Below are 22,389 nucleotides of genomic sequence, written 5' to 3' on the forward strand. Positions count from 1 at the left end.
ATGCGAAATGCGAATTTAAATTCGAAATCCGAAATTCGCAATTCGAAATCAAGGTGCTTCCTCGTTCCTCGCTCCTAGTTCCTCGTTCCTTCTTTGACACACTTTCGGTCAACTGCTGAGGGGCTCCGACGTGTGATCAATCTGAGGCGAGATCGCCTCTCCCATTTCTCCCTTTCACCTTTATCCTTAGGTCTTCGATGTGAATGGCTCAGAAGCGCCGAGGCTTTGTGTCTTTCAAATTTCCTGAACCCGATATCTCGAAGCACCTTATACGATCTCCTCAACATCGATCCGGTCAATACGGATATAAATCCCTTCGAGGGGATCGGTCCGACGTTCTTCTCACCCGACGATTCAAACCATTTGAGCTCGATCTCGATCGTTGGCTTACGATGATATAGCCTCACATATAGAGCCTTCTCCTCGCGATCATAGATCCATCCCTGTTTGACACCTTCGATCCTTGAAACCTCGGGGACGAACGTTCCGTCGGCGAGTATCATGGCCGGCTCATCCACGTTAAAGACCGCTAGGTGATCGGGAGCATCCTCGACGAAGTTCAGTTTCACCTTCAAAAGTCCATCTTCAAATCTGACCTCTTCTATCTCGGCGGGCGAGTTGATATGTATCCTGCGCCCCTTTCTCCTGATGATTTCCGTGGAGACATCGGGGTCCACCCCCCTGAGGGTGAAGAGGTTGACGAGGATGTTTTCGGGATTGATATGCGGTCCTCGTCCCTCCGTGCAGAAGCCGTAGAACCCGTCCGGATAGGTTCCCTTCAGCTCGCCCTCCGTCCATTGCTGATACATGGCGCTTACGGTTATCCCCTCCGCCACCTTTTTCCATATCGGAGAAGGGCTGAACTTCGCCAGTTGCTGCAGGTAGTAGGCATATACGAGGCCGTTCCACTGGACGGGAACGCCGAACCAGGAGTGAGTATAGAAAGTGGTTCCGAAGACCGGTATGGAGGCGAAGAGCATGCCGGGTCTATCGGGAAGAGACCAGAAATACAGGAATGGAAGACCCGTCCGCGCCCAATATTCGGCTTTACGTAACATCCCCTCATCGCCTGTTATGCGATATCCCTCCACGTATGCTCCGACGGCATAGGCGGCAGCGAGGATATCGGGCTCATATATAGGACATTCCCAGCTCTGAGCGCCTCTGGGCACCTTAAAGGTATCCATGAACCTGAGGGCCTTAAGTCCCGATTCAACAGCCTTTTCGTCCCCCGTGATTCTGGCGAACTTCAACACGGCAAGCGCCTTGGAGGCGCATATGCCCAACACGGCATCGCCTTCACGGCCGAGCTCTCGCGTCTTGTCATCTCTCGGGTGAAACCTCCAGCTTCCGTCGGGCTCCTGCTCTTGGATGAGGCTGTAGACCTGTTCTCTGGCGGCTTGGATTCCCTCGCGCAGGTATCCCCAGTAGAACGGGAACTCCCACCTCAGTATATGACAGTTGGCGGTCGAGGCTAAACCGCCCGGCCCCTCATCACGGATGGTACTTCTGGCTATGAGCTCCACGCGCTCCCGGACCTCCTCATCCCTGGAGGCAAGATAATCCAGCCATAGAAGCGTGGCGAAACCGGGAGTGTTGGCCGGCTTCCATCCAACACAATGTCTCGATTTCCCCGTCTCACCATCCCAAACGGTCTCCATAAGGGCATGTCGACAGAGAAGAAGTTCCTCCTCATCGCTTCTGGGCTGCGGCTGGGGATTGGGAAGTCCATAGGCTTCGATCCACCTATCCACGGCGTCCAGAATACCGGCTCCCCCTTCGGCTAGGATCTTACAGCTAAACCGAATCGGTCTCTCCGGGGAGATGTGATAGGGTTCACGGGCCACCCTCTCGTTTTCCTCAACCCAATCGGGAACGGCGGGCAGGAAGAGCGAGATGAGGTGGTTGTCCTGGTTTTCGTACCAGTTAGGCGATGCGAACGTGGCCGAAAGGGTTGAGTTTTGTCCGTCCCACCTCTGAAGCTGATTCCACATAACTCCTACTAAGTATCCGTTATCCTCAATGGCTATTAGCGGGATGGTGACCTTCAGGGGATGGGGCGTCAGGCGAAGGTTTATCGGCGGATCGGCATCTCTCGTGCTGGATGAGACCTCACCATCTTCCAAGAACTCCAATCCCGGGAACAAAGCGAAGCTCTTACGTGATCCGAAGCTGCCATCCCCGACGTACAGCGTCGGCCCGCTGAAGCGGAGCAGCGATCTGGGCGAATCAACCGAAAGCGAATAATCTACGTCAAGCCATCGGCCCCTTTCATTCAGAGAGAAGGTCGCTTTAAACCTCCATAATATCCCCTCCTCGTCCATGATCTTTGAGGAAAGCGTGATCGATCCGGATGAGAGATCTCCGCCGATTGAGAAGCTTTCAGGGACGAAGTTCAACTCCCGCGTTTCGCCCTTTTGGGTCTTGTATATCAAGCAGGAGATAGGTTTAAGGTTGGCTACGTGGTAGAAGGCTTCCCCTCCTGAGGCGTAGATCTCGATATACTTAAACCCCTCTTCGTCGGCGACGAATAACGCCCTAAGATTCCTGTTCTCCAGAACAAGGCATCCGGTCTGGTTGTAGGTTTTCAGCTCAACAGGCGGCCTTGTAGGAGGTTTTGTGACGGGCTTCTCAAGTTCTATCCTCCTCGCCACCCTCTGGCTTATTCTCTCTCCACCTATGATGGCGGAAAGGGAAACCTCGATGTTTACCGCCGTCTCCTTGGGGTTTCCCCTGACCTGCCATCTCAGGAGCAAGCTTTCCCCCGGATCTAACCTGTCGATAGGTCTATTTCTGGAATCCCTTCTCAGCTCAAGCGATTCGAGAGATATGAGAAGCCTATGATCCGGTTCGATCGGCGCTTTGCCCCTGTTCTCCACGAAACATCTCACCTCGAAATGTTCCCCGGGGTTGACAACCGCTTTGGAAAGGTTTAAGCCGAATAATGCCGGTTCGGGCATATAGGAACAGATGCAGAGTTGAGCGATGTGCCCTTTCCGTTCGTTTTCGATCTGAGGCACAAGTTGGCGTGCTATATGCTCAGCCGGCCGACTTTCGGGGAAGGAGAACTCGAGATATCCCAGTTCACCCATCTCCATCTCATATAGGAGCAGCCCGTTTGTGAAGCGTTTAATCTGGGTGGAAGGGGTAATGGAGATAATCCTGGGGTCTCCCCATAGCGCCCAATCGTAGTTGGTGTTACCCTCACCGTTGCAATCCGTGATGAATCTCACCTTCACCTTCTTACCGGCAAATTCGGTTAGATCTATCAGATTCGATTCCCATTTGCACTCATAAACCTCCTTTTCAAAAACCCGCTTATCGTTGATCTCCAAAGCGAATTTGACCCCGTTAAACGGAGCTTGAGGATCATCGAACTTTATCCCATCTCTCAGTCCGACATCGAAGATCAATGCTACCACTTTATCCTCCGGGATATCCTGAAGGGAAAGATCGTACTCTACGGAGGCCTCACCTTGCGGAAGAGGATGCTCGAATATAGCCGGTTTTCTCACCCCTCCGCACCTCTCACCCATTGAGGCGGAGGAACTCAAGGCATTTGTAACTCGCTGAGGGGAAAACTCATCGACGAACCTGTAAATCTCGGTGACATACCCGATCTGGACTGTGGTCTCACTCGACATTCCACATCCTCCTTAACCCAATCCTCAACAGCGACAAACAAATATAACACACTCACCCTGTAAAGTCAACGATTTAAATTTCTGGCAGGGGTTTTCAACGCTTTTCGCCGGCGCTGTAGCGGCAGGCCCCGTGTACGCGCAGGGGCGTGCCCCTACCACGCCGGTACAAACCCTAGGGCTGGACCGGTCCGAACAGAGGGGAGGGGCGAAAGATTTTTCGCCCGTACTTAAGCCTCTGGAGAAGAGGGCTTCTGCAAAGGTTAAGGAACGAGGAACCGGGAGTGGGAAACGTTACAACGTTAAACGCTGAACGTGCAACGGATTTCCTTTCTCCTCGTTCCTCCGATGTAAGCCGCTTCGCTGAAGGAGGAAGCTCATCTCCTAGTGATCGTTATTGCATTTGTTGGGTAAACCTGGAATGCAAGTAACCCAATGAACGCAACAAACGCAAGTAACGCAATATTAGAGGTGAGAGGAGGTCACAGGTTATCTCCCCTTAACCTCGATCGACCCGACTGGGCTGGCGGCTCGGATTTCGGGATTATACATGACCGTTACCTTCACGGGAGGCAGCATGAACCTCCCCAGAGTTACGGCACGAATCACATATACGTAATGCGTCTCACCGGCACGCAGCGTCCCAAAGGCCTGTATCCGTTCGTCCCTGTAATCCACATATTCCGGCGTGAATTTCCTCCCCTTTACGGATAACCTCCTGTCGGCGGTGCCCGGAAGACGCGGGTTTTCCACCTCAAATCCCGCCGGTAGGAAATCCTCTATGGCGACGTTATAGAGGTCCCCACGTCTGTTCGTGACGGTGACCTCCACGAAATAGACCTCCCCCTGTCTGAAGGTCTGAACGGGCTGGCCTATCTCGTTCAGGATGCGCTTCTGCACGCTGATCCCGTTTTCGCTCACGGCCCGGTATGTGGCATTCAGACGGAATCCCACGTTCTCCACTACGGCGTACAGTATCCCATCGCTCCGTAGCTTCAGGGTTAGCTCCTTCAGATTGGATGCCGATCGCAAGAACCAGATCAATCCCCTGTCGGTTTTGATCGGCCTTTTCGTCTTCCCGTTCACCAAAAGGGTTGCCGTGTAATTTCGCGCATAGGCCGCGTTTTGAATCCGCATCCCCAGAGCGAGCATAGACCATGCCAGCTCCTGAGTGGAGTAGTAATAGCTCTTCCTGCGGAGCTGCTCTATCAACAGGGAAGTATCGGGTTCGTTCTCTGCCGCCCCGGGATGTATCAGCTCCCGCATGTAAAGCCTGACGGCGCGTTCCCTCAGGGAGGAGTAGAAGTTCCCACTCAGAGATCGCTTCCCCCTCGGCCTGTACTCCCCGATGGCTTCGTTCAGGACCTCCTCTGCTGAGTAAGGTCTCCCACCGAGGAAGAGGGCTCCCGCTAGGAAGAGCTCATCCTCAGAACACAGCCTCCCACGGTTCATCATCATGATCTCGTCCAGATCGGATGGCTGAAGCCGGCCGCCGCGAGCGAGGATGAAGTATCCGAAGGGGTCCGATCGGGCATATCGTTCGATGTAATCTAGCGCCATGTTGATGGCCGTCCCGGGGACAGGATATCCGGCCTCCTTTGCCTCCAGGAGGACAAAGGTGGCGTATACGGAGGCCCATTGAGCGGGTTCCCTACCGCCCGGCCAGAAGGCGAAGCCTCCGCTCGGCGTCTGCATGGAGATCAGGCGGGCGATCCCTGATCTGACCTTGTTTTCAAGTTCCCCCTTTTCGATGAGCTCAGGCTCGATCATCTCAAGAAGCGGTTTCATCCTTATCATCGGCAACAGCGAAGAGGAGGTCTGCTCGACGCAGCCGTAGGGATATCGTATGAGGTATTTCAGATGATTCAAAAGCGGCAGGCCCGGTATCGGTGTCAGCATGATCCTCGTCTTCTGATATCGCGGCATCCAGCCGGTCACTTGGGGCAACAGATCTGTTGTCCCAGCTTTGAGCTGAAGATACCGGGCATCGGTCTCATACGGTCTATTCGGGATGACGGGGATCTGCAGTGTGTCGTGGAATCGATCCTCCCCCCAATCGGCATCGATCGACACCTCAAGCACGCCCGATAGCTTCTTCACCTCAAGCGGAACCCATACCACCTGTGATCCCTTCGGCTTAAGGCTAAGCTGTTCCGGTACCTCCCCTATCTCCCGGCCGTCCGCTTCGACGCTTAGTTTTACGCTTTGCTCGGTCTCGGTCGTGTTCTTCAGAGAGATGGGGAATCGGATGCGATCGTTGCTATACAGAAACCTGGGCGGCGTCGCCAGAACAACCACCTCCGTCGTGACGGTCACCCATTTCGAGGCCGATCCCATCCGCATCTCGTCCACGGCGGAGACCATCACCCTCAGCTTGCCGAGGTATTGAGGCAGGGGGAAACGAACGCGGACCTCACCCTTATCATCGCTCTCCACGATCCCGCTCCAGTAGGAGACCAGCTTTATGAGTGAGGGCATCTCCATCCCCATCGCCGCTGCTGCCCCCTCGCCTCCTCCGGTTTTACGCATCATCCCTTTGTTGACTATCCATCCCAGCGTTTCGGCCGTGCCTATACCGAGGGCCTGATCGCGCAGGATCTCTTCATACACGTCCGGCGATTGAAACCTCGTGATCTGCAGGATCCCCTCGTCCACTATGGCAACGGTGGCCTTATATCGGCCCTCCCCGCGGATGAGCACGTCCAGATTCCTGCCCGGTCGTATTCGGTCGGGAACCACCAGCTTCAGCGGGAGCTTGAGTCTCGCCGATCGAACCCTGAGCCTTTTAACCCCAAAGGCTCTGCGTACGAGATACCGCTGATCGGTTCGGATCAGGAGGGCGGAGACGTAGACGGAGGTGACGCCTTGGGGGACGATGAAGGAGAAGCTGGAGATCTCCCCGGCGGCGTTTTGCCACTCATACTTCATAACCTCATCCAGCTCCACGCTCCAGAGTATCCTCCCCTCAAACGGCAGCAACGCCTGGGCCTTAACCACGTCGCCGTAATCCGCCGTCTCCCTGTCCAGCCGGATCTCCAGTATCTCCGGTGACTCAGGTTTCTCCTTCCCGTGCCATTCCCAACCTCTCACCATCAGCTCGCTCACCGAATCGCCCTCAGAGCTTCTCACCTCAACGAGGTAATCCATCCAGTAGGCTCTTGGAAGCACGCTCAGCTCGAACCGCCCATCCTTCACCCTGATCTCGCCCTTGCTCCCTGTGGGATATCTGCGTCGGCTATGCTCCCATGAGAATCTATTGCGCCGTGGATCCCATACCCGGACGTAATCATAGCGCACTTCATACAACTGATATTTCAGGACGGGGATGTCCCTTCTGATCGTCCCGTCGGGGTTGAGGACGATCCCCTTCACGGTGACGGGTTTTCCAGGCTCGACGCGGGTCGTATCCGATTTCAGCCCGATGTAGTAGGGGAAGGGATGGACTTTGACGTTCGTCCAGCCGCGGCTGACCCGCCCGCTTCCGGCCTCCTCCACCTCGACCGAGATCCTGAGGTTGATCTGGTTGTAGAACCTGGACCAGTCCTTGATGTCACACATGTCCTCGGCATATCCCTTTGAATCGAGCATGCCCTTGCTGCTGTATTCCACACGAGGGGGTTCCTCTCTGTATCTGCGCAGCTTGCCGAAGCGATAGTCCGGGAACTTTTTAGCATGAAACGTCCCTTCGGTCGCCACACAATGGAGCCTGTAACCCTCCTTCGCCGCCGGCGCGCCGAAGAGATAGTCGGCCTGGATACGAACCCATATCGGCTCGCCCGCCCGATACTCCCCCTTGTCCGTGTTCACCTCCACCTTCATCCTCTCAGGCACGAAGGTCTCGACGAAGATGTTGCCATATGCCACCGGCTTTTCGGCAACTTTGACGTTAAAGGAGTAGTTCCCGGTAGGAGCGGTGGAGGGGAGGGCGAGTTGAAACTCCGCAAGCCCCGTCTCGTCCGTCGTCTGAACGAGATCCGTCAGGTGTTTGCCGCGGGGATCGCGAACGGAGACCACCACCGGCAGAGAGATACCCCGGAACGTGCCCTCCTGTCGCAACAAAACGGCGAAGTGGATCGTCTCACCAGGGCGGTACAGGTTTCGCTCGGGATAAAAATAAGCCCTGTAATTTGCCTCTGTCGGCCGGAATCCGGAGACGGAGAACGGCTCGAGCGAGATCTCGCTCGACGGGAAGGCCAGATAGGTGAAATCCCCTCCCTGCCGCGCCGTTATCAGGGATGGCCGACGATCACGTATCGGCTCAAAGGGGATCTCGCAGAACCCCTCGCCGTTCGTCATTCCCGTCCCCATCAGCACGTTCTTTTGGCTGTAGAGGTTGACCTGAACCCTGGGGCGCGGTTTGGCGGTGGTCGCATCCACGGCCCAGATCCACACCTTATCCTCCGATCTCTTGGCTATCAACGCCATATCGGTGATGATCACTATGGCCGAATCGGAGGTCTGACGCCACTCATAATACCTCCCCCGTCTCCTCTCCCTCTCGGGGATAACGCGGCTGACGTAGATCCGGTAGACGCCGGGCTCGGACGTGTCTATCAGATCGCTAAGCTCCAACCATATCAGCTTGGTCTCCCCCTTAGCCACCTTGACATCGATCTTCCTATCCCGTACCACCAGCTCGGCGTATCGAGTCAGATACGCCTCCATGTTCGGCGATGCCCATACGATGTTCTCGGGTGGCAGACGCCAGATGGTGACGGAGATCTCTGAGACGGATCTGAGCCGCAGCGGCAGCTTAAGGCCGAGGTTCCTCCCTAGGTATCGTCCCCTCACGGCGAACTGAACCTGAGGCGAGGGCGCCGGTATCTTCACCTTCGTCACGAAATCCCGCCTTAACGTCGCCCCCTCAGCCGACAGTCCCGCCCTGATCATAAGCTCATAGGTCTGCTCGGGCAGGAAGGGGCCGAGCAACCTGAATCCGTGGGGATGATATTCAACCTCCACCTTGACGGGCGGCTGAAGGTCCACATATCGTTCGACGTTCCTCTCGAGCTTCACCTCCGCGGCGCCCTGAACGTTGCAGATCACGTTGATCGCATATCCCGTCCCGCTTTCCTCCGCCGTGACGCGGGAAATGTATAGCTCGCGTTCGGGGACGGCCAGCTTCAGGACGATATCCCTCTCAAGCTTCACGCCGGGGATGGCGGATGAGAAACCCTTTTTGACGACGATCCGGTAGACCTTATCGCCCGTGTTCTTGAAGGAAAGTGTGAAACCCATCGTATCCCTTCCGCGGCGGAGTCCAGTGATCTGAATCGGCTCGCCCGATTCGGTGGTCACGGAGATCAGATCCTCAGCGCCGATCCACCGGATCGGCAGGTTCCACCTCACCCGTGCCGACAGCTCCGGCCCTGACCAGTTGAGCAGATATGCGCTGAGAACCTCGAAGCCCGGTGTGGAGAAGTAGAAGGATTTCGGCTTCACCTTGACGATCTTATCCTCGGAGACCGGTATGGCTTTGATCTGAAAATCGTATCGCCTCCCCGGCATCAGAGGACGTTGAAACCGATAGGCGAAGTTGCTCTGCGAAAGCCAGACCACCCTGCCCGGAGCGTCGGGGTTGAATCGGATGCATCTCTCGACAACGGAAGGCGGGACCTCCCGGCCGACCTCGACGGGGACGCCCTTGGTGGAGGAGACGCGGAAGACGACCTCCGTCGGCATCCGATTGATCAGCTTCCCCGTGGGCTGGGCCCAGATGATGGGTTCCTCCGCAGCGGCTTTGCTGACTTCAGGTTTCAGCGGCTTCTCCCCCGGGGCATGGCGGGATCGGACGAATACGATCGTCGGTATAACTATCGCTAATATCAGGATTATCGCAAGGCCTAAGCGGTAAAGGCGAAGGATCTTTCGCCCCTTCTCTCTCCCCTCAGCCATGGGAATTCCTCCTTCGCAGGTTTTCTTATATGCCGTCGTTTTCGGCGAGGGTAAATGCTACCCGATTTTCGAGCGTCTATTGCATCAGGATGATTAACACCATCGCTCAGATGACTGTCGAGCCGTGGAGGAATGTGATATATTCCCCGATGAGCTCCTCCAGCTCACGATAGCTCTTGACCTGTTGTCCTCTCACCCTGAGCGATTTGGCGTAGGGCAACCCTCTGGAGAACCAACCCACATGTTTGCGTATCTCAATGGCGGCCCTCTCCTCGCCCTTGAACTTCATCATCAACCTCATAAGCTCAAGCAGCGTCTCCACCCTCTCCCGGGGGAGCGGCTCGGGGGGAAGCCGACCGGTGCTGAGGAAAGCCAGCGTTCTGGAGAAGATCCATGGATTTCCCAGGGCGCCCCTTCCGATCATCACCCCGTCGCATCCCGTCATGTCCATCATCCTCCTAGCGTCCTCCGGCTCAAAGACATCCCCGTTTCCTATGACCGGTATCGAGACCGCCTCTTTGACTTGAGCGATCAGGCTCCAGTCCGCCCTGCCCGAAAACCCCTGAGTTCTGGTTCTGGGATGCAGGGTTATGGCGGAGATGCCGCATTCCTCCGCGATCTTCGCGATCTGAACGGCGTTGATGGATCTGGTGTCCCATCCGGCTCGGATCTTGATCGTAACGGGTTTATCCGACGCCCTCACCACGGCACGGATTATCCGCTCGATCCTGTCGGGATATTTCAGCAGTCCCGCCCCTGCGGGCGTCGGCTCGGCCACGACCTTTCGTGCGGGACAGCCGAAGTTCAAATCCACCAGGTCGCAGTGATCCTGAACGATCCTCGCGGCCTCGGCCATCGAGTCAGGATCGGGCCCTTCGATCTGCACCCCGAACGGCCGTTCCTGCGGGGTGGATTTTATCATCTCTGAGGATCTCTTATCCCCTCTGGTCAGGGCGATGGCGCTGACCATCTCGGAGAAGACCAACGCCGCGCCGTGCCTTTTGGCGATCAGCCTGAAGGCCGTGTCGGTAACCCCGGCCATCGGCGCGAGGATCAGCGGATTTTCGATCTCCAGATCGCCTATCCTCGGTCCCCTCATTTTCCGCTCATCTCGGCCACCTTCTTGAACGCCTCAAAGGCCTCAAGATATTTGATGGCCTCCTGGACTTGAGGGTCGAACTCGTAGTCATCCTTTTCGTCCAGGGTCTCACGCGCTATGGCGGCTTTGATAAGCTCCGTTCTGAGCACCAGGCCCTTCTTCTCAAAGGAATCCAGAAGCTGCTTGAACTTCGCCAGATTCGGGTCATCCTTGTCCTTATCCTCCTCATCCTGCTTGATCTTGAAGAGGACATCCTGGCCGTTGGCCTTGACGAAATCCTTGAGCTCCTGGCTTTCCCGGATCTTACGCCATATCTTGGCCTCCGTGATGCTCATGTAAGGCACTTCGATATCCGGTTCGATGCCGTGCTTGTGGATATCCACGCCGTTTGGCGTATAGTAGTGGGCGACGGTGAGTTTGACGGCCACCTCTTTGCCCGGAATGACGTTTCGGATGGGGAAGATCTTCTGGACGGAGGCTTTGCCGAAGGTCTTCGTCCCCATCAATATCCCTCTCCTGTTGTCCTTGATGGCCCCGGCGACGATCTCCGCGCCGCTCGCGCTGCCGCGATCTATCAGGACGACCAGCGGGAATCGTTTGTGCGTTTTCCCCGGTTGAACCCGGAAATCCCGGCGCGATTTGGGATCTCTCCCCTGAGTGTAGACGATCAACGACCCTTCGGGCAGGAAGTCGCTCGCCACATCGACGGCTGACGAGAGCAGCCCCCCGGGGTTGCCCCGTAGATCCAGGATCACCCCCTTCACCTTCGGGTTGGACTCGAACTCGGAGAGGGCCTTATCGACCTCCGAATCGGTAGGTTCCATGAAGTTGGTTATGCGGATATAGCCTATATCGCCGTTTATGACCTGATACCTGACGGTCTTGATCTGGATGATATCCCTGGTGATGGTGAAGGTGATCGGCTCGCTCTCGCCCTCGCGGATCACCTTGAAGGTGACCTTCGTCCCCGGATCGCCCCTCAGCATCTGCACGGCGTCATCCACCGACATCCCCGCCGTGGATTTGCCCTCGATCTCGATGATGTGATCTCCTGGCTGAACCCCCGCCTTATACGCCGGGGTGCCCTCTATGGGAGCTATTATGGTCAGCTTGTTGTCCCTCATCCCGATATACATCCCGAGCCCGCCGAAAGAGCCTTTTGTATCCACCTGAAGGTTCTTATACTGCTTGGGCTCCAGGAACTGGCTGTATGGATCGAGCTCGGCGAGCATGCCCTTTATGGCGCCGTAGATGAGTTTCTCCGAGTTGGGCTGCTCGACATAGCTGGATCTGATGCGCGAGAAGGCTTCGGATATCAGATAAAATCCCCTGAATACCTCCTCTTCCTCCTTCTCCTTCTCGGTCATCTGCCGGGTTGGAGGCTGTGCCTTTCCGGGCTGCTGGCCGTAGGAGAAAACGGCCGAGAGAAGCAGAAGGGTCAACCATACCGGTATCGTCGATCTCACCTTTCTCATCTCATCCATCTCCTTATGTCCATCGGTATTAACCCCCGTCTTATCTCAAAATACAAAGCGGGGCCGACAAGCGACCCCGTATCGCCGACCTTGCCTATGACCTGTCCCCTCCTGACCCTTTCGCCCTCGCTCACCGCTATATCGGAGAGATGCGCGTAGAGGGATCTGTATCCGTGACCGTGATTTATTATGACCATCAATCCGAGGCCGAGGCCGTCGAACCATCTGGCATATTCGACCACCCCGTCGTAGATGCTTATGACCTCAGCGCCCTGAGGCGCCTTGATCGTGACCCCCTTCAGCTCTTTCGTCGGATTGGGGATGATATCGCCCGAGACGGGCCACGGAAGTCTGCCCAGATCCTTCAGACTTAGCTGAACCAGATCGGTCATGGGCCTCTCGCCCCTTGAGAGCCCCTCTATGAGCGAGTCGAGCCGTTTGATGTTCTCCTCAAGCTGGGCGATCGTGTTCTCATAGATCTGTCTCTCCGCCCTGTATCTCTCGAGCAACCTCCTCCTCTCCGATCGGGCGCGAGCGATCTCCCTCCTCTTTCGCTCGACCGTGGATTTCGCCCTTTCGAGCTTTTCCTTTTCCCTCTTGAGCTCCTCCCTCTGACGTCGAAGCTGCTCGATCCGGGATTTCAACCTCATCAGCATTTCCCTGTCCGCTTTGGCGATAGTGGAGATATACTTAGCCCTGGATAGCAGCTCTGAGGTGGAGTTGGAGGCCAGCAGGAGCGAGATGTATCCCCTGTCGAGCCCGTTATATCCGAACTTATACATCGCCCTCAGCCTCTCCGCTGCCTTCGCCCTCATAGCCCTCTCTTCGCGTGAAAGGCGGGCAATGTTCTCGGTGAGCTCCTTTATCCGCCTCTCCGTTCTGCTCACCTTTCTTCTATAGAAGGCCAGATCGCCCTCCATCCTTCTCAGGGATCTGTCAAGCCGCTCCAGATCGCCGAGGATGCTCTTCTCCCTCTCGGCGGTCTCGGATAACCTCCTCTCCACCCTCTCCTTCTGGAGCAGCTTCTGTTTCCTCTCGTTCCGAAGCCGATCGAGCCCGTCGTGCGGGATCTGCATCAGGTAGAGCGATATTAGGATGAGAATCCAGGATAACCCTGCCGACATAATTAGACCCTTTTGACCACGATCAGGGTGAGGTCGTCGAACTGGGGCTCATCCCCCTGAAACCGGATGACGTTCCGATATATCTCCTCCTTTATACGGACGGCAGATAGATGTCTGGTTTCAAGCGCCACTCGTTTCAACCTCTCATCCCCGAAGACCTCACCCTCGGAGTTGGTCGTCTCCGTCACGCCATCCGTATACAGGATCAGCACGTCTCCCGTTTTAAAGTGGAGCTTTCCGGTGGAGTAGCTCACGATATCGTTTTGGAACATTCCGAGCGGCAGACCGCCCTCGGTCAGATAGCTGATCTTCCCATCGTTTGATATCATCATGGGCGGGTTATGGCCTGCGTTGACGTATAGTGTAACGAAATCCTCGAGGTCGATCTCGCCGTAGAAGAAGGTAGCGAATTTCTCCGGGGGGGTGGTTTTAAACATCAGGGCGTTAAGGCTGGCGGCCACCTCAGAGGGGTCATCGTGATCATGTGCTTCCGCCTGAAGCCCTGCCCAGAGGCTGGCCATCATCAGTGCCGCCTGTATCCCCTTCCCGGCCACATCGCCTATGGAGATGCTGAGCCTGCCGTCCTTCCGTATATATCCATAGTAATCCCCTCCGATGCCCCGACACGGCACGCTCAGCCCGGATATCTCCAGCCCATCTATCTCCGGGTCGGATTCGGGGAGGAGATGTTTCTGTATATCGGCGGCGGCCTTGATATCCGCCTCTATCTCCCTCTTCTCAAGGGCTTCCCTGTAAAGCCTGACGTTCTCGATAGCGACGCCCGCCTGAAGGGCGAAGGTCGAGAGCAACGCCCCGTCCTCCTCCGTGAAATTCAATATTCCCCCATCCCTGCTTTCCTTGTCCCAAACAACCAGAACGCCGAGCGTCTGATGTTGCCCCCTTATCGGGGCCATCAGGAACTTGGTTCCGTCGAAGGGAAGGGTATCGCCGCCCTTAACCGAGAGGACCTCGTTCTCGTCGATAACCCTGGCCAACGCCCCATCCTTCAATTCGATCTCCATCCCGATCAGATCCTCGCCCTCAAACGATTTGGTCACGTGCAATCTCCTCCGTGATTCGTCCATCAACATTATGCAGCCGCCCCTGCAGTTTAAGAGGGCGACGGCCTGGGTGAGCACCTGATCCTGCAGTTCATCGAGATCTATCGATATGGAACTTATACCCATGCCGATCTCGTGTAACATCTCAAGCTGGAGGACTTTGTGATTGAGCTCGAAGTTGGCCGTGCGCAGCTGCTCGATCAGCTTGAAGTTGTAGATCCATACCGCCAGATAGGCGGCCATGAGGGAGAGCATCTCGATCTCCCATCCCTCCAGCTTCCCGCCGTCGAACTTGTCCCCCAATATCACGGCGCCGAGAAATCGGCCCGAGATGGTCAGGGGCAACATCAGGGATGCCCCTGACGGTAGATCGATCGGGCGGGGTGTGGTTATAAGGCCGCCGGATATCAGCCTCTGTATCTCCTCATCGCTCAGGTTGAATCCGGCGGAACTCTCCACACTCAATCTGCCCTTCTCGTCCTCATAGATCAGCACGGCGCCCCTGCTTAGGTTGAAGATCCTTAACATCTCCGTCAGCACGGATCGACATAACGAGCTTAGGTTCCCGGCCTGAGATGAGATGGATCTGACGATGGAACCGATCGAGGAGATCCTCGACTTCAAGACATCATCCATGGGTTTCTCCCAAATCATACTCCACCAAGCGGGACTCCCGCGATGTTAACATCATTTTATCATATCGCCCGATGCTTGACAACGAGTGGGAGATAATTTATCATTATGAATGTCCACGGCGTGCCTGTAGCTCAGTGGATAGAGCGTCAGACTCCGGATCTGAAGGTCGGGCGTTCGAATCGCCCCAGGCACGCCATCTGAAGGTTATCCGCCTTCCTGAACCTTACGACTCGGTGGAAGGTTGCAAAAGCTCCCACAGGATGGTAAAATTAGGGGGTTGTTTAGATCAAGAGGAGGTCGGTAATGCGCATATCCCTCGCCCACCTGTGGATGGGCGGTTTGATCCTGTCGGTTCTGCTTCTGACCTGTTTGGCTGGAATCACCCAGGAATATAAAGTCGGTCCCGGAGACATGCTTTACGTTGTGGTGTGGGGTTATGATGAGCTCAGCGGACTCGTGCCCGTATCGCCAGACGGCACCATAGCTCTCCCCTCACCGATCGGAATCGTTCAGGTGGAGGGGCTGACCACCAAGGAGATCAGCGATCTGCTGGCGAAAAGGCTTTCAGATTACATACGTAATCCTCAGGTTACGGTCTCGCTTAGGGAGTTCGGATATAACATCCATATCTATGGCGAGGTCGTCACCCCCGGATATTATAAAGTCCCTGATAAAACCACCCTCCAGGAGGTTATCTCGCGCGCTGGCGGGCTTACCCCCTACGCCGACGTGGAACATATAAGGATAACCTCCTTCAATAAGGATGGCTCCCGTAGGGTGAGGGTGATAAATTATCGTAAGTATCTCAGGGAAAACGACGAGTCCTCCAATCCCTTCGTTATGTCGGACGATCTCATATTCGTTCCCAGACTTAAAACTGAGGATTATCTGAAGAAGGTCGTCAGCGTCCTGGGTTCAGTTCAAAACCCCGGCGTCTTCGACCTGGAGGATGCGAAAAGGCTGATGGATGTGATCTCACTCGCGGGCGGATTTACCGTGGATGCCGATCTCGAAAAGGTCAGCGTAGTCGATCTCAGCACCGGCCGATATGACGTCCGGATAGTTAATCTAAAGAGATTTCTCCAGGAGAACGATCCCTCATGTAACCCGCCCATCCATCCCCGAACGGTGATATACGTTCCGAGCACGAGGATCCCTGAGGAGCTGACATATCCGATAAACGTGGTCGGTCAGGTTCTCAGACCAGGTGTATACCGCGTTAAGGCGGAGAAGGCGAGGGTGCTGGACGCCATCTTCTCCGCCGGAGGGTTCGCTCAAGGCGCCGATATAGAGAGGGTCACGGTGATACCGGATCAGGGGGAGATGAAAAGGCTGAATTTGAAGAGGTTCCTCACGGAAGGAGATATGTCACAAAACCCCCGTCTTAATGAAGGAGATACGGTTATAGTTCCCGTTTCCCCATTGGCCAAACAGCTTTCCGTCGTGGATACCGCCTTCGTCCCCTATAAAACGATCAGCGTGATAGGTGAGGTGAGAAACCCTGGAACCTTCCAGGTCCCAATTCACGCAACCCTGCTGGATCTCCTGATAATCGCCGGAGGAACCACGTCCACCGCCGATCTGGAAAGGGTGACGTTGATAAGAAAGGCGAGCGAGGGAAAGAAGTTCGAGATAGACGTAAAGCGGGTTTTAACCGAGGGCGAGTTCAACCTCCTTCCAAAGCTGGAATCCGGCGATACGGTCTTCATCCCTCAGAAAAAGGAGAGCATATGGCGTCAAATAGTAAGGTTGGCGGCAGATCTCTCAACCATAGCCGCCCTGATCCTGATCCTTATGGGACGCCGATAATGAGGTGGAGATATGGAATATACAACAGGCAATTTCGTGGAAGAGCAGGAGATCCACCTGCGTGATATACTGGTGGTTTTATCGGATAGAAAATGGATCGTCATCCTGGGGGCGGCCGCAGTTATCCTCGGCGCCGTGCTCTACCTGGTCATGGCGACCCCCATATATGAGGCCGAGGTCGTGATGCTCTACGAGAAATCCAACCCCACGGCGGCCCTCCTGGATACGGTGGACTTCAGGCTCTTTCAATCGGAACTGGAGCTGGAGGCCCAAAAGGCCTTCCTGATGAGCCCGATGGTGCTGAAGGAGTCGGTGAAAAAGCTGGAAAAACAGGGTATCATCCTGCCGATAAAGGAGGATGAGAGCGAGGAGGATTATTTCAAAGAGATCCTCGACCTCTCCTCGCCGAGGGGCTCGAAGGTGCTGAAACTGAAGGCACGGGCCGAATCACCCTCCGCCGCAGCTAAGATCGCCAACACGATCGCCCAGACCTTCGTCGAAAAACGGGCCGAGTGGAAAAGGGCGGACCTCGATAACGCCCTGGTCTTCCTCCAAAATCAGATCTCTGCAATCGACAGCAGGCTCAAAAAGGCATATGAGAAGCTCACCAAGTTCAAGGAGAAGGAGCATCTCGTGGAAACGCCCTCCTCAACCGGTATGATCATGGGAACGCTGCTCCAAAAACTGGGACAGATGCAGGAGGATCTGGAGAACACCAAAATAGAGATGGGACTGACACAGGCGAGCTTGGAATCGGTTAAATCTCTCATAGAGGAGAAGAAAAAAAGGCTGAACCCTGCTCTTCAGGAGATGACGGCCCCCGGCGGGTTAACCCCTCAGATCGATGCACTCAGACAGCAGATAATAAACCTGCAGTCAGAACTGGATACCAAACTGGATAAATACACCGAGAAACACTGGGAGGTGGTGGATCTCAAACGAAGGCTCGAATCGGCCCGTAAGAGGTTGAGGGAGGAACTGGCCAAGCTCAGCAAGGTCAAAGGCGAAACACTGGACCCGCTCTCGGAATGGCAGAATCTGATCTCACAGCAGATACAGCTTGAGGTTGGGCTCAAAGAGCTACAGGAGAAGAAGAAGCTGCTTGAGGCGAAGATCAACAAGTTTAAGGCCGATCACCCCGATCTGGTCACAAAGGACGTGGAGCTCATGCAACTGGAAAAGGAGCGAAGGATGCTGGAGGAGACGTCCAAGACGCTGCAGGCGAAGCTGGAGGAGATGAGGCTCATGAAGGAGATGCGCACGTCAGACGTGGATATAGTGAAGGAGGCGATCGAACCCCGGTTTCCCGTCAAGCCCAAAACGAAACTCACCCTCGCTCTAGCCATCGTCCTGGGGGCGATGTTCGGGGTGGGGTTGGCTTTCCTCCTCGAGTATATGGATAATACCATCAGAACTAAGGAGGACGTCGATCGCTACCTCGGGATCTCCGCCATCGGGATCATCCCCAAGCTGGACGAGAAACAGCTCAAAAGCGTCCAGTTGAAGCCGCTGCCGAATCCCGGCGGCGACGGCAGTTCAAACGGGAACCCGGGCACGGCCGTGGCCGTTAAACGCAGAAGAAGCGAATACCGGAAACAGATCGAGGAGCTGATCAAGAGAAAATTGACCAACCTGAAACCCAGAAACCCGATCATCGAAAGCTATCGCACCATACGGGCCAATATCCGATACGCTTCCATCGACAGGGATGTGAGATCGCTCCTCATAACAAGCGTCCTTCCACGTGAGGGGAAAAGCCTTTTCATCACCAACCTCGCCATCACCTTTGCTAAAAGCGGCACCAGAACGGCGCTGGTGGATTGCGACCTGCATAGGCCCAAGCTTCATCATATGTTCGGATTTGATAAATCGCCCGGCCTGTCCGAACTGCTGACCGATCAGGTCGAGGGTGAGACGATCGAGGAGAAGATCGAACGGGCGATCAGGGAAACGGATGTCGAGAACCTCTACCTGATCACCTCCGGAAACCTCCCGCCGAACCCCGGCGACCTGCTGGTCTCCGAGAGGCTGAACGAGATCCTGAAAAGCCTGAGATCCGGCTTCGATATGGTCCTCATCGATTCACCTCCCATAAGCCTGATATCCGATACATCGGTGCTGGCCACAAGGGTGGATTCGACGATCCTGGTCGTCAGGGTCGGCATGGCCAAGATACCCGCCATCCTCCAGGCCAAGGAGATGCTCGAAAATCTGGGGGCGAATATATTCGGCGTGGTCTTAAACGACCTGGATGTTAAAAGCCGGAGGTACTCGGGCTACTATTACTACTCCAAATACAGCGACTATTACTCGCCTGAGGAGGAAGAGGAGGGATAACAAGGGAATTCCACCTCTAGGTCCGATGTCCAACGACCAAGGTCTGGGAGAGATAGGGACGTTGGACATCGGACCGTTTTGTTTATCTTATCGCTCACCGGATCCCCTTGATCCGTCCCCATGTCGTGGCGACCTTGCCGGACGGGTCCACCGGATAGGTGTTCTGAATGGTGAAGTTGTCGAACTCAGCCTGCTGGGCGTAGAGCTGGATCCCGACGTAACCGGATTCATATGAGGTATCATGGGCTTTGATGCTGAGGCCGTCATCCCTCTCGAAGTAGAAATCGCCGTTGCTCACCTCTAGCCTCCAGTGCATGGTGCCCGACTCCGGATACGGTTTATAATCATTGCCTTTTTTGACCGTAAGCCCTTCATACCAGGGCTCCTTATCGCTGATCCGTTTGTCTATCCTCAAAAACGGTCCCTTTATCCCGTCGACCGGCACGTCGGGCCATGAATCGTTGATCATGATGACCCTGTAGTGTCTGTCGGTTCCGGTGAAAGCCCAGACCAGACCCATCCCGTCGTTATCGGCGGCGGCAACGTCGACGTCTATGATGAAATCCTTGAACCGCTCCCCCTTGTAGATTATGAAGGTTCCCATCAGACAGCTATCGGCCGCGCTGCCCCAGATGTTGGAACCCTGAAACAGAGCGTTACCGTCCAACCCGAGCTGGCTCTTCCTGATCTGCCACGAGGACGGGCCCTTATCGCCGAGATTTTCCGGCTTTTCATCTATCACCTGCCAATCGTCGAGCTTTCCATCCTCGAAGTCGAAGACGAAGGTCTTCTGTTTGGCATAGCCGAAGCCGGCCGCGAAGATCAAAGCGATCATAAACAGGGCAAGGCCGAATCTATACATGGATATTACCCCCTTCCGGTGAAAATGAGGTGACGGGCGTCGGGGACCCGTCACCGATCTCATGATCTTCCTTCTCCTCAGTGGGTTCTCTTGATGTCCCCCCACACGGTCGCCATCTTGTCCGATGGCTGGAGGGCCGACGGCGTCAGAGGCGTGATCGTGAAATTGTCGAACTCAGACTGCTGAGCATAGAGCTGGATGCCGACATAGCCGGTCTGATAGGTGTGATCCTCGGCGGTTATGCTGAGGCCGTCATCGCGCGTGAACTTGAAGACGCCGTTTTTCACCTCGAGCGTGCAGTGGAACTTCGGGCCCTCGGGATACGGCTTATAGTTGTCCACTACGGCTAGCTTCTCATACCAAGGTTCCTTATCGCTGATCCGCTTGTCTATCCTCAAAAACGGTCCCTTTATCCCGTCGACCGGCACGTCAGGCCATGAATCGTTGATCATGATGACCCTGTAGTGCTTATCGGTTCCGGTGAAGGCCCAGACGAAGCCTATCCCATCGTTATCGGCGGCAGCTATATCCACATCCAGCGTGAAGTCGGTGAACTGTTCTCCTTTGTAGATTATGAAGGTTCCCATCAGACAGCTATCGGCCGCGCTGCCCCAGATGTTGGAACCCTGAAACAGAGCGTTACCGTCCAACCCGAGCTGGCTCTTCCTGATCTGCCATGAGGACGGGCCCTTATCGCCGAGGTTGTCCGGATTCTCGTCGATAACCTGCCAGTTGTCGAGGCTGCCATCCTCGAAATCGATGACTATAGGCTCCTGGGCTTGAAGGACACCTGCCAGGAGAAGAACGGCGGCATACGTGAATATCACCTGCCACATGCCGATTCGTCTGTGCATCTTACCCTCCTTACCTCTTGACCTCCTCCCGCTTCCAGGGTATTATAATCGTAAACCCATCGGGCGAAGGGAGGTGAAATTGTATTGTCTGAAGATAAGAATATCACAGAGTGAAACCGTCTTCAAGCGCGTGGAGGACATCGAAAGGAGGGAAAAGGTGTTCGGATTGAAAGAGCATAACACCGATGTGAGGACGGAGGTCCTGGCGGGTTTCACCACCTTTCTCACCATGTCCTACATAATCGTGGTGAACCCCGCCATCCTGGAGGCGGCCGGCATACCTAAAGGGCCCTCCATGGTCGCCACGATATTGTCAGCGGTTTTCGGCACCCTCGTCATGGGCCTTTATGCCAACAGGCCCTTTGCCATAGCGCCTTACATGGGCGAAAACGCCTTCATAGCCTACACGGTGGTTAAAGTCCTGGGTTATAGCTGGCAGACAGGGCTGGGAGCCGTTTTCATCGGAGGTCTCCTCTTCACCATCCTCACTCTGCTGAGGGTAAGGGTGTGGCTCGTGGAGGCGATACCCCAAAGCCTGAAATACAGCTTCGCCGTCGGGATAGGGCTGTTTTTGACCTTTATCGGGCTGAACGACGCGGGCATAGTCACGCTGGGCATACCGGGGGCGCCCGTAAAGGTGGGAGACCTCAGCTCGCCGCAGGCGCTGCTGGCGATCCTCGGCTTCATAACGATAGCCGTGCTCATGGTGAGGGGAATCCGCGCGTCGATACTGATAGGTATAATCTTCATCACCCTGCTCTCTTACGCCTTTAAGGTGGCGAAACCGCCTCACTCCTGGATCAGCATGCCGCCCAGCCTCGCCCCGATATTTCTGAAGCTGGACATCTTGGGGGCGCTTAAATGGGGGTTCTTCTCGGTGATACTGACGGTCTTCGTGATGGATTTCGTCGATACGATGGGGACGCTGATCGGGTTGGGCGCCAGAGCCGGAATGCTGGACGAGGAGGGGAACCTGCCCGAGGTGGAAAAACCCATGCTGGCCGACGCCCTTGCCACGGTGGTGGGAGCCTTGCTAGGAACGACGACCACGGGAACGTATATCGAATCGGCTGCCGGGATAGAGGCCGGGGGGAGGACGGGATTGACCGCCCTTGTTACGGCCGGGCTGTTCCTTCTCGCACTGTTCTTCGCCCCGTTTCTGACGGCGGTGCCCGCTCACGCCTATGGCCCCGCCCTAATCGTCGTCGGCTTGATGATGCTGGAGCCGATCCGCAGGATAGACTTCTCAGACTATACGGAGCTTATACCCGCATTTGCCGTCGTAACCCTTATGAGCTTCACCTATAATCTAGGAATCGGGATGACGGCGGGATTCGTGCTCTACCCTCTGCTCAAGCTCATCTCCGGCAGGGCCAGGGAGGTGCCGATCGGCGCCTGGGTTCTAGGAGGCCTCTCGCTGATATTCTACATATTCTATCCATACAAATAGTAGGGGCTAGACATGTCTAGCCCCATTCGCATCAAGTTAAGAATCGCCAAGAGCAAGTAAGATCTGAAAAGTTGCCGGATGAGCACGACGTTTGTTCATGCGACATGTTTGCTCTATCAACTCCTGCACCTGCTCAAGCAATGGAC

General features: G+C 55.6%; 11 protein-coding genes and 1 tRNA gene. 4 read left to right on the forward strand and 8 right to left on the reverse strand.

Annotated features, from left to right (window positions below; translation table 11 throughout):
• Positions 1–74: 74 nt before the first annotated feature.
• From J7M22_02155 to J7M22_02180, 6 genes are all read right to left on the reverse strand, one after another.
• Positions 75–3,644 carry a hypothetical protein gene (locus J7M22_02155; GenBank protein MCD6505406.1) on the reverse strand — a complete coding sequence of 1,190 codons (3,570 nt, stop codon included), beginning with the start codon at positions 3,642–3,644 and terminating at the stop codon, positions 75–77.
• Between the two features lie 486 nt (positions 3,645–4,130).
• Complete coding sequence (locus J7M22_02160; protein MCD6505407.1) at positions 4,131–9,536, reverse strand: hypothetical protein; 5,406 nt, start codon at positions 9,534–9,536, stop codon at positions 4,131–4,133.
• 106 nt (positions 9,537–9,642) lie between these two features.
• Positions 9,643–10,635 (reverse strand): tRNA dihydrouridine synthase DusB, encoded by a 993-nt coding sequence (dusB, locus tag J7M22_02165; GenBank protein ID MCD6505408.1) that lies wholly within the window; start codon positions 10,633–10,635, stop codon positions 9,643–9,645.
• Positions 10,632–12,110: a S41 family peptidase gene (locus J7M22_02170; protein ID MCD6505409.1), complete on the reverse strand. Its 1,479-nt coding sequence runs from the start codon at positions 12,108–12,110 to the stop codon at positions 10,632–10,634. Before J7M22_02170 ends, dusB begins: the two co-directional genes overlap by 4 nt.
• Complete coding sequence (locus tag J7M22_02175) at positions 12,107–13,234, reverse strand: peptidoglycan DD-metalloendopeptidase family protein (protein MCD6505410.1); 1,128 nt, start codon at positions 13,232–13,234, stop codon at positions 12,107–12,109. The genes J7M22_02170 and J7M22_02175 overlap by 4 nt, the downstream gene beginning before the upstream one ends.
• A gap of 2 nt (positions 13,235–13,236) precedes the next feature.
• Positions 13,237–14,931, reverse strand: coding sequence for a SpoIIE family protein phosphatase (locus J7M22_02180; protein MCD6505411.1), 1,695 nt, complete (start codon positions 14,929–14,931; stop codon positions 13,237–13,239).
• Positions 14,932–15,051: 120 nt separating this feature from the next.
• Here J7M22_02180 and J7M22_02185 point away from each other — a divergent pair.
• From J7M22_02185 to J7M22_02195, 3 genes are all read left to right on the forward strand, one after another.
• A tRNA-Arg gene (locus tag J7M22_02185) sits at positions 15,052–15,127 on the forward strand.
• 107 nt (positions 15,128–15,234) lie between these two features.
• Positions 15,235–16,740: an SLBB domain-containing protein gene (locus J7M22_02190; protein ID MCD6505412.1), complete on the forward strand. Its 1,506-nt coding sequence runs from the start codon at positions 15,235–15,237 to the stop codon at positions 16,738–16,740.
• A gap of 12 nt (positions 16,741–16,752) precedes the next feature.
• Complete coding sequence (locus tag J7M22_02195) at positions 16,753–19,077, forward strand: polysaccharide biosynthesis tyrosine autokinase (protein ID MCD6505413.1); 2,325 nt, start codon at positions 16,753–16,755, stop codon at positions 19,075–19,077.
• A 94-nt stretch (positions 19,078–19,171) separates the two neighbouring features.
• Here the strand turns inward: J7M22_02195 and J7M22_02200 are convergent, their stop codons facing one another.
• Together J7M22_02200 and J7M22_02205 are read right to left on the reverse strand one after the other, a co-directional pair.
• Positions 19,172–19,939 carry a hypothetical protein gene (locus J7M22_02200; GenBank protein MCD6505414.1) on the reverse strand — a complete coding sequence of 256 codons (768 nt, stop codon included), beginning with the start codon at positions 19,937–19,939 and terminating at the stop codon, positions 19,172–19,174.
• Between the two features lie 77 nt (positions 19,940–20,016).
• Positions 20,017–20,793, reverse strand: a complete 777-nt coding sequence (locus tag J7M22_02205) for a hypothetical protein (GenBank protein ID MCD6505415.1) — start codon at positions 20,791–20,793, stop codon at positions 20,017–20,019.
• Between J7M22_02205 and J7M22_02210 the strand changes: the two genes are divergently transcribed.
• Positions 20,774–22,243 (forward strand): NCS2 family permease, encoded by a 1,470-nt coding sequence (locus J7M22_02210; GenBank protein ID MCD6505416.1) that lies wholly within the window; start codon positions 20,774–20,776, stop codon positions 22,241–22,243. The genes J7M22_02205 and J7M22_02210 overlap by 20 nt on opposite strands.
• Positions 22,244–22,389: the final 146 nt, after the last annotated feature.

Source organism: Candidatus Poribacteria bacterium (assembly GCA_021162805.1).
Taxonomy (GTDB): domain Bacteria; phylum Poribacteria; class WGA-4E; order B28-G17; family B28-G17; genus JAGGXZ01.

Excerpts from the sequence above, each read along its gene's own strand:
- J7M22_02205 (MCD6505415.1), bottom strand. The coding sequence starts at position 20,793 with ATGCACAGACGAATCGGCATGTGGCAGGTGATATTCACGTATGCCGCC.
- J7M22_02195 (MCD6505413.1), top strand. The coding sequence starts at position 16,753 with ATGGAATATACAACAGGCAATTTCGTGGAAGAGCAGGAGATCCACCTG.
- J7M22_02155 (MCD6505406.1), bottom strand. The coding sequence starts at position 3,644 with ATGTCGAGTGAGACCACAGTCCAGATCGGGTATGTCACCGAGATTTAC.
- J7M22_02190 (MCD6505412.1), top strand. The coding sequence starts at position 15,235 with ATGCGCATATCCCTCGCCCACCTGTGGATGGGCGGTTTGATCCTGTCG.
- J7M22_02170 (MCD6505409.1), bottom strand. The coding sequence starts at position 12,110 with ATGAGAAAGGTGAGATCGACGATACCGGTATGGTTGACCCTTCTGCTT.
- J7M22_02200 (MCD6505414.1), bottom strand. The coding sequence starts at position 19,939 with ATGTATAGATTCGGCCTTGCCCTGTTTATGATCGCTTTGATCTTCGCG.
- J7M22_02160 (MCD6505407.1), bottom strand. The coding sequence starts at position 9,536 with ATGGCTGAGGGGAGAGAGAAGGGGCGAAAGATCCTTCGCCTTTACCGC.
- J7M22_02210 (MCD6505416.1), top strand. The coding sequence starts at position 20,774 with ATGCCGATTCGTCTGTGCATCTTACCCTCCTTACCTCTTGACCTCCTC.
- dusB (MCD6505408.1), bottom strand. The coding sequence starts at position 10,635 with ATGAGGGGACCGAGGATAGGCGATCTGGAGATCGAAAATCCGCTGATC.
- J7M22_02175 (MCD6505410.1), bottom strand. The coding sequence starts at position 13,234 with ATGTCGGCAGGGTTATCCTGGATTCTCATCCTAATATCGCTCTACCTG.
- J7M22_02180 (MCD6505411.1), bottom strand. The coding sequence starts at position 14,931 with ATGGATGATGTCTTGAAGTCGAGGATCTCCTCGATCGGTTCCATCGTC.